Here is a 15,774-nt window from a genome sequence, read left to right on the forward strand (position 1 = left end):
CCCGCCCCGCTGCGTCAAAGGCGAAACGTTGATGCTAAATTCAAATCCGGCTGATGCCCATAAACCGAAATGGCCGAGCGATTGCCCGGCCATCTCATGGTCAGCTTCCGGTCAGGAGAAGGCCGTCAGCCGATCTTGATGAGCTTGCCTTCCTTGACCGACTGGACCGCGGCATCGGCAAGCGCCAGCGCTGCGAGACCATCGGCGCCCGAAGGCGCGATCTTGCTGCCCTTTTCGATCGAAGCGATGAAGCTGGCGATCTCGTTGGCATAGGCTTCGGTGTAGCGCGTCATGAAGAAGTCGTGCAGCGGCGGGCGGGTATAGCCGTCGCCATTGGCGACCTCGATGGAAACAGGGCGCTGGTTTTCGGCAGCGACCATGCCCTTCGAACCATGCACTTCGATGCGCTGGTCGTAGCCATAGGTGGCGCGGCGCGAGTTGGAGATCATCGCCTGCTTGCCGGATTTCGTCTGCAACAGAACCGAAACGCTGTCGTAATCGCCTGCTTCGCCGATCGCCTTGTCGACGAGAACGGCAGCCGTTGCGAAGACCGAGACCGGCTCTTCGCCGAGCAGGAAGCGCGCCATGTCGAAGTCATGGATGGTCATGTCGCGGAAGATGCCGCCCGAACGCTTGATGTAGTCGACCGGCGGCGCGCCGGGATCACGCGAGGTGATCGTCACCATCTCGACATCGCCGATGCGGCCATCGTCGATCGTCTTGCGCACTGCCATGAAATGCGGGTCGAAGCGGCGGTTGAAGCCAACCATCAGCTTGCCCTTGTTCTCTTCCACGACCTTCATGCAGGCCCGGACGCGGTCGACATCGAGATCGATCGGCTTTTCGCAGAAGATCGCCTTGCCGGCGCGCGCGAAGCGCTCGATCAGATCGGCATGCGTATCGGTCGGCGTGCAGATGACGACGGCATCGATATCCTTGGCGGCCTCGATCGCCTCGATCGTGCGCACTTCGCAGCCATAGGCCGATGCGATGGCGTCTGCCGCCTGCGGAAATGCATCGGCGACGGCGACGAGCTTGGCATTCGCATCGCCGCTTACGGCCTTGGCATGCACCTTGCCGATACGGCCGGCACCGAGAAGAGCAAATCTGACAGTCATGAGAACCTCCCTGAGAATTCGGAACAAATGGACCGAATTGCAATATTTCTGGAATTTTCATTCCATTTTTGACGCGAGCCGTCAAGCCCGCCACCCTTTCACATTTGTGAAATCCATCCTAAAGACAAGTGATGGAAATATGACCGGGGAACTTATGCAGCTGATTGATCCAACCCATCCCGCCTATCGCAACGTCTGGGTACGTGCGCTCATCGTTGCAGTCTGCCTTGGCTGGGCGGGTGTGGAGTTTTTCGGCGGCGATCCCTTCTGGGGCGTGCTGTCGGGTGCCGCGGGCATCTACGCCTTCTATATGCTGTTCTGGACCTTCAAGCCGCAGCCGCCAGCGGAAGAGAAGACGGAAGCCGCGGAGCCCGTCGCCGAAGACAAGGATCCAGAGTGATCAGCGGCTGAGGCGGCGCACCGCTTCGTCGATCAGAAGATTCGCCAAGGTCATGCGCCGCGTCGCGTTCTCGCGGAACTGCGGCAGGACGCGATCGGGATGATTGGCCTTGGCAAAGTTGCGGCGTTTCTCGCCGAGCGACGAGATGGTATCAGCCGATGAGATCGCAAGCTCCGCCGCAATGTCGGCCGGCGCCGTGCGCACCAGATGTTCGGGCATGACGGGTTCCGGCTCAGGCTCCGGTGCGGGTTCAGGCTCGGGCTCGGCCACAAGCGTTTCCTGCGCCGGTGGTGGCGCTTCGAATTCGAGATTGTCGAAATAGGCCTGGCCGGGCTTCTGCGTCCCCGCTGCCGACACCCCTTCCATCACATCAAAGGCAAGGCCGGTCGCGAAGCCGCGAACGCGATACGCCGCGGGCTGATCGCCAGCCTCGTCGTCGTCCTCGCCCTCTTCCGCCTTCAGGCGCTCCAGAACCGACTGGAACACCGATTGTCCGAACAGCATGTCGCCTTCCCGTTTCGAAGGGGCGCAGTCTCGCGCCCCAACATGGCGCCGGGCTTGCGGCTATGGAGACAGCGCCATCGCTTCCTCGAGGATCAGGTCGTAAAGCAGCCGCGCGCTCGGCGGCAGCGCCCGCTCTCGCGCCGTGATCAGGCTGTAAGGCTTCACGTTGATCTCGAATTCGGTCGGCAGGATGCGCACGTCAGCGGCCTGCGAATTCTGGCTCGCCAGGAACTGCGCGACGTCGATCGCCACCGGCGCGATCGCATCCGTCTTGCAGACGATGGCGCAGGTCAGAAGCAGCGACGAGGTGTTGACGATATTTCCAGGCACCGGAACGCCCGCCCCCAGGAAGATGTCCTCGACCGTCCGGCGCAGCAGCGTGCCCGGTGGCTGGAACACCCAGTCATAGTCGCTGAGGTCGGACAGGCTGCTCGGGCCGCCCTGCAACAGCGGATGGCCGCTGCGCACGATCAGGCAGGCCTTCTCGATGCCGATTTCGCGCACCTCGAAAAGCCGCGGATTGAGATCGTCAGGGATGCGGCTGATGATGAAGTCGTGCCGTGCCGCCAGGAGCTCGCGCGCCAGCACGTTGCTGGTCTCCACCTGGATGTTGACCTCGATCCCCGGGAAGCTCTTTCGCACCTTGTCGATGGCGGGAACGACGAGGCTCATGGCCGGCGCGGTGACCGCGCCGATGAACACCGAACCGCCCTTCCCGCTCTTCAGTTCGGCGATCTCCCGGCCCGCCTCGCGCAGCTCCAGCAGGATCTTGCGTGCACGTCTGGCGAGTGCTTCTCCGAAGGTCGTCAGTACCACGCCGCGTGCCACCCTCTCGTAGAGCGCGGTCTTCAGGATTGATTCCATTTCGGACAGCATCCGCGATGCGGCGGGCTGCGAGATGGCGAGCGTCTCCGCCGCAGCGGAAATCTGGCCGCTATCTTCGATTGCGACGATCATACGCAGGTGATTCAGCTTTAAACCCGCACGCAGAAAGGCATCGTCGGCAAAATTATCGCTGTGGATATCGACGTGATCCAGCGAAAGCGGCTCGGAAACAATCGGCATGGTTGCGGCCTCCCCTCCGCCTTCCATTAAAAGTAATACTTTTTAACGATATACCAAATTTGTTATGCACTTTACCACTTATTCTATTTGACAGTTATAGGATTCCGTACGAGTTTGCCGCCGTGTGCTGGTTGGCACTCAACACGTGTGAGATCGTGGAGGAGACCTACTTCGTTTCTCACCATCTGAAGTAACTATCCGATCTACGGAACCTGCCACAGTTTCGTGGTGGGCGATTTTTCGTCCGCCGATCTATTAACAAGGGAGAGAGAAATGAAATCCATTATCTCATTGATGGCTGCGGCTGCCTTCGGCGTCGCTTCGTTCGTTGTGCCTGCAATGGCAGCTGACAAGGGCCTCGTTGGCATCGCAATGCCGACCAAAGCTTCGGCTCGCTGGATCGACGACGGCAACAACATCGTCAAGCAACTCACGGACGCCGGTTACCAGACCGACCTCCAGTACGCTGACGACGACATTCCGAACCAGCTTTCGCAGATCGAAAACATGGTCACCAAGGGTGCCAAGGTTCTCGTTGTTGCTTCTATCGACGGCACGACCCTTTCGGACGTTCTCCAGAAGGCTCATGACGCCGGCATCAAGGTCATCGCTTATGACCGCCTGATCCGCGACTCCGGCAACGTTGACTACTATGCAACGTTCGACAACTTCCAGGTTGGCGTTCTCCAGGCTGGCACGATCGTCGACAAGCTCGGCCTCAAGGACGGCAAGGGCCCGTTCAACATCGAACTCTTCGGCGGTTCGCCTGATGACAACAACGCCTTCTTCTTCTATGACGGCGCAATGTCGGTTCTTCAGCCTTACATCGACAGCGGCAAGCTCGTCGTAAAGTCCGGCCAGACCGGCATGGACAAGGTTGGCACGCTGCGTTGGGACCCGGCAACGGCCCAGGCTCGCATGGACAACCTGCTCTCGGCTAACTACACCGACGCAAAGGTTGACGCTGTTCTGTCGCCTTACGACGGCCTGTCGATCGGCATCATCTCGTCGCTGAAGGGCGTCGGCTACGGTACGGCTGCACAGCCGCTGCCGGTCGTCACCGGCCAGGACTCGGAAATCCCGTCGATCAAGTCGATCATCGCTGGCGAACAGTATTCCTCGATCTTCAAGGATACCCGCGATCTCGCCAAGGTAACCGTTGCCATGGTTGATGCCGTCATGTCCGGCAAGGAGCCGGAAGTGAACGACACCAAGACCTACGACAACGGCGTCAAGGTCGTTCCGTCCTACCTGCTGAAGCCGGTTGCTGTCACCAAGGAGAACTACAAGGCAGTTCTCGTTGATGGCGGTTATTACAAAGAAGACCAGCTGAAGTAATATTATGAATGGCCGGAACCTGCGCAATTGCGGGTTCCGGTCTTCGATTCTATGATCGCCAGATCATTTTCGGTCGCGGCGTTGGGTTTTAAAGTAATGGACAATTTAATCCTCGAAATGCGGAACATCACCAAGACGTTCCCGGGTGTGAAAGCGCTCGAGAATGTGAACCTCAAGGTTCGCCAAGGTGAAATCCACGCATTGGTGGGCGAAAACGGGGCCGGCAAATCGACCCTGATGAAAGTGCTCTCCGGCGTTTATCCAGCAGGAAGCTATGAAGGCGACATCGTCTACGAAGGCGACGTCCGCAACTTCAAGGTCCTGAAAGATTCCGAAGAAATCGGCATCGTCATCATCCACCAGGAACTTGCCCTGGTACCGCAGCTTTCGATCGGGGAAAACATCTTCCTCGGCAACGAAAACGCCACGAACGGCGTCATCAGCTGGGGCGAAACGTTCAATCGCACCAAGAAATTGCTGGCCAAGGTCGGCCTGGCGGAATCTCCGAATACGCTCGTAACCGACATCGGCGTCGGCAAGCAGCAGCTCGTCGAGATCGCCAAGGCATTGTCGAAGAGCGTCAAGCTGCTCATCCTCGACGAGCCGACGGCATCCCTGAACGAAAGCGATTCCGACGCATTGCTCACCTTGCTGATGGAATTCCGCAAGCAGGGCATCACTTCGATTATCATCTCGCACAAGCTGAACGAGATCCGCAAGGTCGCCGACCAGATCACGGTCCTGCGCGACGGCATGACCGTGAAGACGCTCGACTGTCATGCGGACGAAATCAGCGAAGACATCATCATCAAGAACATGGTGGGCCGCGATCTGGCCGACCGTTATCCGCCGCGCTCTGTGCCGATCGGCGAGACGATCTTCGAGGTCAAGAACTGGAACGCCTTCCATCAGCAGCATCGCGACCGCCAGGTTCTGCACGACATCAACGTCCATGTCCGCAAGGGCGAGGTCGTCGGCATCGCCGGCCTGATGGGTGCCGGCCGTACCGAATTCGCCATGAGCGTGTTCGGCAAGACCTATGGTCACAAGATCACCGGTGACGTCCTCGTCGATGGCAAGAAGGTCGATACGACGACGGTGCGCAAGGCGATCGACGCCGGTCTTGCCTATGTGACCGAAGACCGCAAGCATCTCGGCCTCGTTCTGGGCGAGACGATCGTTCACAACACCACGCTCGCCAATCTGGCGGCGGTGTCGAACGCCACGGTCATCGACAGCGTCAAGGAAACACGGGTCGCGTCGGACTATCGCTCGAAGCTGCGCATTCGTTCTTCCAGTATCTTCCAGGAAGCGGTCAACCTGTCCGGCGGCAACCAGCAGAAGGTGGTTCTGTCGAAATGGCTGTTCTCGGATCCCGATGTTTTGATCCTGGACGAACCAACGCGCGGCATTGATGTTGGCGCTAAATATGAAATCTATACTATCATCAACCAGCTCGCGGCTGACGGCAAAGGCGTTCTGATGATTTCATCGGAAATGCCGGAGCTCCTTGGTACGTGCGACCGCATCTACGTCATGAATGAAGGACGGATCGTTGCGGAACTGCCGAAAGGGGAAGCGAGCCAGGAAACCATCATGCGCGCCATCATGCGTTCAGGAGATAAGAAACAATGACGCCGATCAATCAACCAATCACCGAACAAGGGCGTGTCGTCTCCATCGGCGAATTTGTTCGCGGTAACATCCGCGAGTACGGCATGTTCATCGCGCTCATCGCGATCATGGTGTTCTTCCAGATCTCGACCGGCGGCGTTCTCTTCCGCCCGCTCAACCTGACCAACATCATCCTGCAGAATTCCTTCATCGTCGTCATGGCGCTGGGCATGCTGCTGGTGATCGTTGCCGGCCATATCGATCTTTCGGTTGGCTCCGTCGTCGGTTTCATCGGCGCCATCGCCGCCGTCATGACGGTCGAGTGGCATATGAATTATGTGCTCGCAGCCGTTATTTGTCTGGCCGTGGGTGCGCTGGTTGGCGGCCTGCAGGGCTATTTCGTCGCCTATCACAAGATCCCGTCCTTCATCGTGACGCTTGCGGGCATGCTGGTCTTCCGCGGCCTGACGCTGACCGTGATGACAGGTGCCGGAACCGGCACCAGCATCGGTCCGTTCCCGCCCGCCTTCCAGCTGATCAGCATCGGCTTTTTGCCGAACCTCTTCGACATGGGCGGCATTAATTCGACGTCGCTCATCCTGACCGTCGTCGGCGCCGTTACCCTCGTCTACCTGGCCTGGCGCCAGCGCAAGTCGAACGAGAAGCATGGCAACGACGTCGAGCCGCTCGGCTTCTTCCTTGCACAGAACGGTGTCATCGCTCTCGCCATCCTGGCGCTCGGCTATCAGCTGTCGATCTACAAGGGCTTTCCGAACGTGCTCGTGATCATGCTTGTGCTGATCACTGCTTACGCCTTCATTACCCGCCGCACGACGATCGGCCGCCGCATCTACGCCATGGGCGGCAACGAGAAGGCAACGAAGCTGTCCGGTATCAACACCGAGCGGCTGACGTTCCTCACCTTTGCGAACATGGGCCTGCTTGCCGGTCTCGCCGGTCTCATCGTTGCGCTGCGCCTCAACTCGGCAACGGCAAAGGGCGGTTTCGGCCTGGAGCTTGACGTCATCGCGGCCTGCTTCATCGGCGGTGCATCCGCCCAGGGCGGCGTCGGCAAGGTGACCGGCGCTGTGATCGGTGCTCTCATCATGGGCATCATGAACAACGGCATGTCGATCCACGGCCTCGGCACGGACTCCCAGCAGATGGTCAAGGGCGCAGTCCTTTTGGCCGCCGTCTTCTTCGACGTCTACAACAAGAATAAGGGCTGAGCGCTCCGGCGCCGGCTCCATGCATTCGCATTCGCAGTCATGAAAACGAATAGTTCCGGCTCCCCAGGGAGCCGGACGGGCGGAGCATTATCCGCAGCTACCCAAAGAGGATGAAGACCGTGCTCATTTCGCAGATCAAGGGTTCGAACGGAGAGATCATCGTCGCCGTGCGCGAGCCGGGCGGTGCCGCGAAAGCAGTCAAGAATGCAAGCAGCGTCTATGCGCTGGCGATGGAAGCGGCAAACGTCGGCAAGTCCCTCGTCTCGGTCATCGAGGCGCATGGCTTCGGCGATGCCGTTGATCTGGAGAAGGCGTATGCGGATGGCAGCTTCCTGCCGCCGATCACCCATCCCGACGCCGCCCACCTGCATCTGACCGGCACCGGCCTGACGCATCTGGGCTCGGCCGCAACCCGCGACAGCATGCACAAGAAGACCAGCGAAGCCGCCGAGGAAACCCTCACGGACTCGATGAAGATGTTCAAGATGGGCATCGAGAACGGCAAGCCGAAAGCAGGCGAAAAGGGCGTGCAGCCCGAGTGGTTCTACAAGGGCAACGGCTACGGCGCTGCGGCACCGGGCGCTCCCCTCGTCTCCCCCTCCTTCGCGCTCGATGGCGGCGAAGAGCCCGAAATGGCCGGCATCTACGTCATCTCGGCAGACGGCAGCCCGTTCCGCATCGGCTTTGCGCTGTCGAACGAATTTTCCGACCACGTCACCGAGCGGATCAACTACCTCTACCTCGCCCATTCCAAGCTGCGTCCGGCAAGCTTCGGCCCGGAAATCCGCATCGGCGTTGCCCCTGAGGATATCCGCGGCACCTCGCGCATCAAGCGCGGCGACAAGGTGATCTTCGAAAAGCCGTTCCTGTCGGGTGAAGCGAACATGTCGCACACCTTTGCGAACCTTGAATACCATCACTTCAAATACGGCCTGTTCCGCGTACCGGGCGACGTTCACGTCCACATGTTCGGCACGGCGACGCTGTCCTTTGCCGACGGCATCAAGCCGGAAGCCGGCGACGTCTTCGAAATCGAGGTCGCCGAATTCGGCCTGCCGCTGAGGAACCCGTTGAAAATCGACGCCGAAGAAGAAATCGTCGTCAAGCAGCTCTAATTTCCCATGACCCGGCTGCCGCTACGGCCGGGTCATTTTTCATAAAAGATAAAGGAGGCTCGCGAGCCCATGACCATTTATCAGAACCTGATCGCCGGCGAATGGGTCGGCACCAATGCGACGAAGAACATCAATCCGTCCGACACCAACGAAGTCGTCGGCCTTTACGCTGATGGCTCCGCCGAAGACACCAAGAACGCCATTGCCGCCGCCAAGGCCGCCTTCCCGGCCTGGTCGCGCTCCGGCATCTGGGAACGCCACGTCATCCTGAAGAAGACCGGCGACGAGATCATGGCCCGCAAGGACGAGCTCGGTGCGCTGCTCGCCCGCGAAGAAGGCAAGACCCTTCCGGAAGCCATCGGCGAGACGATCCGCGCCTCGCAGATCTTCGAATTCTTCGCAGGCGAAGTGCTGCGCCTTGCCGGCGAGATCGTTCCCTCGGTGCGTCCGAATATCGGCGTCGAGATCACCCGTGACCCGCTCGGCGTCATCGGCATCATCACGCCCTGGAACTTCCCGATCGCCATCCCGGCCTGGAAGATCGCCCCAGCGCTTTGCTACGGCAACACAATCGTCTTCAAGCCGGCCGAACTCGTTCCGGGCTGCTCCTGGGCGATCGTCGATATCCTGCACCGCGCAGGCCTGCCGAAGGGCGTCCTCAACCTCGTCATGGGCAAGGGCTCGGTCGTCGGTCAGGTCATGCTCGACAGCCCTGATGTTTCCGGCATCACCTTCACCGGCTCCACTGGCACCGGCAAGCGCGTCGCTGCCGCCTCCATCGAGCATAACCGCAAGTTCCAGCTGGAAATGGGCGGCAAGAACCCGATGGTCGTTCTCGACGATGCCGACCTGACGGTTGCCGTCGAAGCGGCTGCCAATTCCGGCTTCTTCTCGACCGGTCAGCGCTGCACCGCCTCGTCGCGCCTGATCGTCACCGAAGGCATCCACGACAAGTTCGTTGCCGCACTGACGGAAAAGCTGAAGACCATCGTCGTCGACAACGCTCTGAAGCCCGGCACCCATATCGGCCCCGTCGTCGATGAGCGCCAGCTGAAGACCGACACCGATTACATCGAGATCGGCAAGAAGGAAGGCGCCAAGCTCGCCTTCGGCGGCGAAACCATCACCCGCGAAACGCCCGGCTTCTATCTGCAGCCGACGCTCTTCACCGAAGCGACCAACCAGATGCGTATCTCACGCGAAGAGATCTTCGGACCTGTCGTCTCCGTCATCCGCGTCAAGGATTACGAAGAAGCACTGGCCACCGCCAACGACACGCCCTTCGGCCTCTCGTCGGGCATCGCCACCACCAGCCTCAAGCATGCGACGCATTTCAAGCGCAATGCCGAAGCCGGCATGGTGATGGTCAACCTGCCGACCGCAGGCGTCGATTTCCACGTCCCGTTCGGCGGCCGCAAGGGCTCTTCCTACGGCCCGCGCGAGCAGGGCAAGTACGCCGCCGAATTCTACACAACCGTCAAGACCAGCTACACGCTGGCCTAAGACATCCATTGGCGTTCCGGGCCGTGCGAGGCGGTCCGGCGCCCTTGAAGGACAGAGACTATGTTCAAGAAAGCGGAATGGCCGCGCAAGCTTCGGTCGCAGGAATGGTACGGCGGCACCAGCCGTGACGTCATCTATCACCGCGGCTGGATGAAGAACCAGGGACATCCCCACGACCTGTTCGACGGACGCCCTGTCATCGGCATCCTCAACACCTGGTCGGACATGACGCCGTGCAACGGCCATCTGCGCGAGCTCGCCGAAAAGGTGAAGGCCGGCGTCTGGGAAGCCGGCGGCTTCCCGATGGAAGTGCCGGTGTTCTCGGCCTCCGAAAACACCTTCCGCCCAACAGCGATGATGTACCGCAACCTTGCCGCTCTCGCGGTCGAGGAAGCGATCCGCGGCCAGCCGATGGATGGCTGCGTGCTGCTCGTCGGCTGCGACAAGACCACGCCGTCGCTGATCATGGGTGCTGCCTCCGTCGACCTGCCGTCGATCGTCGTCACCGGCGGTCCGATGCTGAACGGCTATTTCCGCGGCGAACGCGTCGGCTCCGGCACGCATCTCTGGAAATTCTCCGAAATGGTGAAGGCCGGCGAGATGACGCAGGCCGAGTTCCTCGAGGCAGAAGCCTCGATGAGCCGTTCGTCGGGCACCTGCAACACCATGGGCACCGCCTCGACCATGGCGTCGATGGCCGAAGCCCTCGGCATGGCTCTCTCGGGCAATGCAGCGATCCCCGGCGTCGATAGCCGCCGCAAGGTGATGGCGCAGCTGACCGGCCGCCGCATCGTGCAGATGGTCAAGGACGACCTGAAGCCCTCCGACATCATGACCAAGCAGGCCTTCGAAAACGCCATCCGCACCAACGCGGCCATCGGCGGCTCGACCAATGCCGTCATCCACCTGCTTGCCATGGCCGGCCGCGTCGGCATCGACCTGACACTCGACGACTGGGATCGCTGTGGCCGCGACGTGCCGACGATCGTCAACCTGATGCCGTCGGGCAAATACCTGATGGAAGAGTTCTTCTATGCCGGCGGCCTGCCCGTCGTGCTGAAGCGCCTTGGCGAAGCCGGTCTCCTCCACAAGGATGCGCTGACCGTCTCCGGCGAAAGCATGTGGGATGAGGTCAAGGACGTCGTCAACTGGAACGAAGACGTCATCCTGCCGGCTGAAAAGGCGCTGACGCAGTCCGGCGGCATCGTCGTCGTACGCGGCAACCTGGCGCCGAAGGGCGCCGTGCTGAAGCCATCCGCCGCCTCCCCGCACCTGATGGTCCACCGCGGCCGCGCCGTCGTCTTCGAAGATATCGACGACTACAAGGCGAAGATCAACGACGACAATCTCGACATCGACGAGACCTGCGTCATGGTCATGAAGAACTGTGGTCCGAAGGGCTATCCGGGCATGGCCGAAGTCGGCAACATGGGTCTGCCGCCGAAGGTGCTCAAGAAGGGCATCACCGACATGGTGCGCATCTCCGACGCCCGCATGTCCGGCACCGCCTACGGTACCGTCGTTCTGCACACCTCGCCGGAAGCCGCCGTCGGCGGCCCGCTGGCGGTCGTCAAGAACGGCGACTTCATCGAGCTCGACGTCCCGAACCGCCGCCTGCACCTCGACATTTCCGAAGAGGAACTGGCAAAGCGCCTGGCCGAATGGGAGCCGCAGCACGACCTGCCGACCTCGGGCTACGCCTGGCTGCACCAGCAGCACGTTGAGGGCGCCGACACCGGCGCCGACCTCGACTTCCTCAAGGGATGTCGCGGCAGTGCTGTCGGCAAGGACAGCCACTGAGCGGTGCGAGTATCAAATGCGAAAGGCGGCCTTCGGGCCGCCTTTTTTGTTTTTGTTGAAGACAGGGTTCTTTCTGACTATATTGATAGAAACCTGTACAGGAATATAGTCATGACAAAGACAATCGGTGCGGCGGCCTTCAAGGCGACTTGTCTCAATCTTATCGATACGATGGGAGAGGACGGCGAGGCCGTTGTCATTACCAAGCGCGGCAAGCCCGTCGCTCTGCTGTCGCCATTAAATGATCAAACCCCGGACAGTATTATCGGCGCACTGAAAGGCAGCGTCCAACACTATGACGATCCTTTCTCACCGGCACTCGATGCGAACGATTGGGACGCAGCTCGTTGATATTGCTCGATACGCATATCCTGGTATGGGCAATGAATGATGACGCGCGCCTTGGCGCCCGCTCCCGCGAAGCGCTCGACAAAAGCGCAAAGAGCGGCCGCGTCCTTGTGTCCGCGATCACCCCTTGGGAAATCGCGATGCTGGTCCAGAAAGGCCGCCTCACGCTCAGCAGCGACGTAGCGCAATGGATCGATGAGGCGCTTGCGCTTCCCGCCATCGAGCTCGCTCCGATCCTACCTCAAATCGCCATCGATAGCACCCGCCTGCCCGGCGAGTTTCACGCTGACCCGGCCGACCGTATCATCGTCGCAACCGCCAGATTTCACCGCATTCCGCTGGTCACGGCCGACCAGGCTATACTGGAATATGGCGAGCTCGGGCATGTCGACACGATTTCAGCGGGCTGAATAACGGTCGGCCCGTCAGCTCTGGCTCTGGCTCTGGCTTTGCCCCTGCGCCTTATCTTCCACCTTCACCGTAACCGTCAGCGTCTCGCCCGGCATGCCGATACGCATGCCGGAGACAGGTGCGGCATCGCGGTAGCAGAGGCCGGACGCGGTGCGGACGTAGCGGGCGTCGGGGCAGATCTCGTTTGCCGGATCGAAACCGACCCAGCCGAGGCCTGGGATATGGGCCTCGCCCCAGGCATGCGTTGCCGCCTGCTCGACCTTCTCCTCCATCATCAGATAGCCGGAGACGTAGCGTGCAGGCACTTTGAGCGCGCGGGCGGCCGAAACGAAGATGTGGGCGTGGTCCTGGCAGACGCCGCTCTTTCGCTCCATCGCCTGCTCGGCGGTGGTTTCGCTGTCGCTGGTGCCCGGCTTGTACTCGACGGCCTCGTGGATCGCCGCCATCAGGGCGTGCATGCGGGCCAATTCGTTGTCGCCGCTGACGCCCTTGATCAGCTCCTTGATCAGCTTACCGGGCTTGGTGCGCGGCGTATCGCGCAGAAACAGCCAGAGCGGGCAGAAGCCGGTATGCGGACCGGTGACGCCGTTGCGGTCATCGGTCTCGACCTCGCCTTCGGCAACGATCCGCGTCACCTTCTGCGCACCCTCCAGCGACACCAGATTGACGTGATTGCCGAACTGGTCGTCATACTCGACCTCGGGGGTCGCGCCCTCGACATTGAGCGACCAGTTGACGACCACCTGTCCGAAACCGCTCGGCGGTGTCAGCCGCAGCCGCTGCAACGAGAATTGCGCCGGTTCGTCATAGCGGTATTCGGTGACGTGGCTAATCTTCAGTCTCATCTCTTCACCGCCTAAACATAAAACCGGTAGCCGTTGGTGATCTCGACGCTGAGCGAATTGTTGCGGTTGACGAACTCCTCGAGGAATTCGTGCAGCCCCTGATCGATCACGTCCTTGATCGCCCGCGAATGCAGCGAAGCGCGGATAGCATCCGCGGTATCATGCGCCCTCAGCCGCTCGCCGCCGTAGCTGCGCGAGATATAGCCAAGATTGCTGACGACCTTCTCGTAGCAATAGGCAAGCGACCGCGGCATCTGCCCGTTGAGGATCAGGAAGTCGGCGATATTCGCCGCCCGGTATTCGTCGTCATAGGCCCAGCTGTAGGAGCGGTGCGCCGAGACCGAGCGCAGGATCGATTCCCACTGCACGTTATCGACGGACGACCCCACCTGCGAAACCGACGGCAGCAGCACGTAATATTTCACGTCGAGAATGCGCGCCGTGTTGTCGGCGCGCTCGATGAAGGTGCCGATGCGAGCGAAGTTGTAGAGCTCGTTGCGCAGCATCGAGCCGTGGAACGCCCCGCGGATCAGCCCTGCCCGCCGCTTGATGACATCGATGACTTCAGGCAGCTCCGCCGCCTTCAGCCGCTTAGAAAGCAGCGTTTTCAGCTCGATCCAGCATTCGTTGGTCGCTTCCCAGGTCTCGCGCGTCAGCGCCGTGCGCACCATCCGGGCATTGTTACGGCCGCTGTCGATGCAGGCCATGACGCTCGACGGATTGGAGAGATCGCGCAGCAGGTAATCGATCGCATCGGCGCTCGTCAGCTTCGTATGGCCCTCGTCATAGGCCTCGCGAACGCCCGCGCTTTGCAGCACGCCGTCCCAATTGTCATCACCCGTCCCGCTACGCGTCAGCGACATGCGCAGGCCGGCATCGACGAGACGCGCGATATTTTCGGCGCGCTCGATGTAACGGAACATCCAGTAGAGGCCGTTTGCAGTTCTTCCGAGCATCAGTCCTCCAGTACCCAGGTGTCTTTGGTGCCGCCGCCCTGGCTGGAATTGACCACCAGCGAACCCTGCTTCAGCGCCACGCGGGTCAGCCCGCCCGGAATGATCTGTACCTTGTCGGAAACCAGCACATAGGGACGCAGGTCGACATGGCGCGGTGCAATCCCCTTGTTCACCAGGATCGGTACCGTCGACAGCGACAGCGTCGGCTGCGCAATATAGTTGTTCGGTCGCGCCTTCAGCTTCTCGGCGAAATCCGCGCGCTCCTTCTTCGAAGCGGTCGGACCGACCAGCATGCCGTAGCCACCGGAGCCGTGAACCTCCTTGATGACGAGCTCCTCGATATGTTCGAGCACATATTTCAGGCTCGACGGTTCCGAACAGCGCCAGGTCGGCACGTTCTCGAGGATCGACTTGCGCCCGGTATAGAACTCGACGATCTCCGGCATGTAGGAATAGATCGCCTTGTCGTCGCAGATGCCGGTGCCCGGCGCGTTGGCGATGGTGATGTTGCCGGAGCGGTAGACATCCATGATGCCGGGAATGCCGAGCGCGGAATCGCTGCGGAAAGTCAGCGGATCGAGGAAGTCGTCATCGACGCGGCGGTAGAGAACGTCGATCGCCTCGTAGCCGCGCGTCGTGCGCATCTTCACCTTGCCGTCGATGACGCGCAGGTCCGACCCCTCGACGAGCTCGACGCCCATCGTATCGGCCAGGAACGAGTGCTCGTAATAGGCCGAGTTGTAGATACCGGGCGTCAGCACGGCTACACGCGGCCTGCCCTTGCAGCCGGGAGGCGCCAGCGATGCCAGGCTCTGGCGCAGCAGATAGGGATAGTCCTCGACGCGCTGCACCTTGTTTTCGTGGAACAGCTCCGGGAACATCTGCATCATCGTTTCCCGGTTCTCCAGCATGTAGCTGACACCGGAAGGCGTACGAGCATTGTCCTCGAGCACGTAGAACTGGTCTTCGCCGGTGCGAACGATGTCGGTACCGACGATATGCGTGTAGACGCCGCCCGGCGGCCGGAAGCCGATCATCTCGGGCAGGAAGGTGACGTTGTTCTCGATCAGCTCGCGCGGAATGCGCCCTGCCCGGATAATCTCCTGCTTGTGATAGATATCGTCGAGGAAGGCATTCAGCGCGATGACGCGCTGCTCGATGCCCTGAGCGAGCTTGCGCCACTCTCTTCCTGAGATGATGCGGGGGATGATGTCGAAGGGGATGAGCTTTTCGGAGGAGTCTGCATGTCCGTAGACTGCGAAGGTGATGCCGGTTTTCCGGAAGATGTTTTCCGCATCGCGGGATTTGGCAATCAGATGCGCCCTGTCCTGGGCATTGTACCACTCGAAGTATTTCTCATATGGCTGACGCGGACTTTCGTCCCCGGTAATCATTTCATCAAATGCCAAAGGTGTGGCTCCCCTTTTTTGTTCATTTGAATACAACGCAAATGGCAATGCAAGAACCATGCTCAGTTCGCGGGCAAGATTCGTAAAATCGTCTGAAACCCCGAAAAGCGCCGAAAAAC

The 15,774-nt window shown here is 60.6% G+C and carries 15 protein-coding genes; 9 read left to right on the forward strand and 6 right to left on the reverse strand.

Annotated elements, in window-relative coordinates; translation table 11 throughout:
* Nucleotides 1-125: 125 nt before the first annotated feature.
* Nucleotides 126-1,118, reverse strand: a complete 993-nt coding sequence (gene iolG / locus AC1DNK_RS08485; protein WP_477940454.1) for an inositol 2-dehydrogenase — start codon at nt 1,116-1,118, stop codon at nt 126-128.
* 154 nt (nt 1,119-1,272) lie between these two features.
* On the opposite strand from iolG, the gene AC1DNK_RS08490 reads away from it, so the two are divergent.
* Nucleotides 1,273-1,518 carry an MFS transporter gene (locus tag AC1DNK_RS08490; protein ID WP_112516088.1) on the forward strand — a complete coding sequence of 82 codons (246 nt, stop codon included), beginning with the start codon at nt 1,273-1,275 and terminating at the stop codon, nt 1,516-1,518.
* Here AC1DNK_RS08490 and AC1DNK_RS08495 read toward each other — a convergent pair whose 3' ends face one another.
* Both AC1DNK_RS08495 and AC1DNK_RS08500 read right to left on the reverse strand, forming a co-directional pair.
* Entirely contained in the window at nt 1,519-2,022 is a 504-nt protein-coding gene (locus AC1DNK_RS08495) for a hypothetical protein (RefSeq protein WP_477940456.1), read from the reverse strand. It abuts the gene before it with no gap.
* A gap of 60 nt (nt 2,023-2,082) precedes the next feature.
* Nucleotides 2,083-3,087: a LysR family transcriptional regulator gene (locus tag AC1DNK_RS08500; RefSeq protein ID WP_477940458.1), complete on the reverse strand. Its 1,005-nt coding sequence runs from the start codon at nt 3,085-3,087 to the stop codon at nt 2,083-2,085.
* A 273-nt stretch (nt 3,088-3,360) separates the two neighbouring features.
* Here AC1DNK_RS08500 and chvE point away from each other — a divergent pair, with 273 nt between their 5' ends.
* From chvE to AC1DNK_RS08540, 8 genes are all read left to right on the forward strand, one after another.
* Nucleotides 3,361-4,425 carry a multiple monosaccharide ABC transporter substrate-binding protein gene (gene chvE, locus AC1DNK_RS08505; RefSeq protein WP_112390245.1) on the forward strand — a complete coding sequence of 355 codons (1,065 nt, stop codon included), beginning with the start codon at nt 3,361-3,363 and terminating at the stop codon, nt 4,423-4,425.
* Between the two features lie 96 nt (nt 4,426-4,521).
* The gene (gene mmsA, locus AC1DNK_RS08510) at nt 4,522-6,060 is read left to right on the forward strand and encodes a multiple monosaccharide ABC transporter ATP-binding protein (RefSeq protein WP_477940460.1); all 1,539 of its coding nucleotides are present in this window, start codon (nt 4,522-4,524) and stop codon (nt 6,058-6,060) included.
* A complete protein-coding gene (gene mmsB, locus AC1DNK_RS08515; RefSeq protein WP_112390243.1) occupies nt 6,057-7,268 on the forward strand; it encodes a multiple monosaccharide ABC transporter permease in 1,212 nt (403 codons plus the stop codon). The genes mmsA and mmsB overlap by 4 nt, the downstream gene beginning before the upstream one ends.
* Nucleotides 7,269-7,387: 119 nt before the next feature.
* A complete protein-coding gene (araD1, locus tag AC1DNK_RS08520; RefSeq protein WP_477940461.1) occupies nt 7,388-8,383 on the forward strand; it encodes an AraD1 family protein in 996 nt (331 codons plus the stop codon).
* 69 nt (nt 8,384-8,452) lie between these two features.
* Nucleotides 8,453-9,886, forward strand: a complete 1,434-nt coding sequence (locus AC1DNK_RS08525; RefSeq protein ID WP_112537981.1) for an aldehyde dehydrogenase family protein — start codon at nt 8,453-8,455, stop codon at nt 9,884-9,886.
* A 60-nt stretch (nt 9,887-9,946) separates the two neighbouring features.
* Nucleotides 9,947-11,686 (forward strand): L-arabinonate dehydratase, encoded by a 1,740-nt coding sequence (gene araD, locus AC1DNK_RS08530; protein ID WP_477940463.1) that lies wholly within the window; start codon nt 9,947-9,949, stop codon nt 11,684-11,686.
* 111 nt (nt 11,687-11,797) lie between these two features.
* Complete coding sequence (locus AC1DNK_RS08535; RefSeq protein ID WP_477940465.1) at nt 11,798-12,037, forward strand: type II toxin-antitoxin system Phd/YefM family antitoxin; 240 nt, start codon at nt 11,798-11,800, stop codon at nt 12,035-12,037.
* Nucleotides 12,034-12,444, forward strand: coding sequence for a type II toxin-antitoxin system VapC family toxin (locus AC1DNK_RS08540; protein WP_477940468.1), 411 nt, complete (start codon nt 12,034-12,036; stop codon nt 12,442-12,444). Before AC1DNK_RS08535 ends, AC1DNK_RS08540 begins: the two co-directional genes overlap by 4 nt.
* Nucleotides 12,445-12,459: 15 nt before the next feature.
* On the opposite strand, the gene AC1DNK_RS08545 is transcribed toward AC1DNK_RS08540, so the two are convergent.
* The 3 genes from AC1DNK_RS08545 to AC1DNK_RS08555 are packed head-to-tail and all read right to left on the reverse strand — an operon-like array spanning nt 12,460 to nt 15,655.
* On the reverse strand, nt 12,460-13,290 hold the full coding sequence (locus AC1DNK_RS08545; protein WP_477940469.1) for a transglutaminase family protein: 831 nt from the start codon (nt 13,288-13,290) through the stop codon (nt 12,460-12,462).
* An 11-nt stretch (nt 13,291-13,301) separates the two neighbouring features.
* The gene (locus AC1DNK_RS08550; RefSeq protein ID WP_112515558.1) at nt 13,302-14,246 is read right to left on the reverse strand and encodes an alpha-E domain-containing protein; all 945 of its coding nucleotides are present in this window, start codon (nt 14,244-14,246) and stop codon (nt 13,302-13,304) included.
* Nucleotides 14,246-15,655: a circularly permuted type 2 ATP-grasp protein gene (locus AC1DNK_RS08555; protein WP_112390234.1), complete on the reverse strand. Its 1,410-nt coding sequence runs from the start codon at nt 15,653-15,655 to the stop codon at nt 14,246-14,248. The genes AC1DNK_RS08550 and AC1DNK_RS08555 overlap by 1 nt, the downstream gene beginning before the upstream one ends.
* Nucleotides 15,656-15,774 lie beyond the last annotated feature (119 nt).

Source organism: Rhizobium sp. 01N424 (assembly GCF_056399485.1).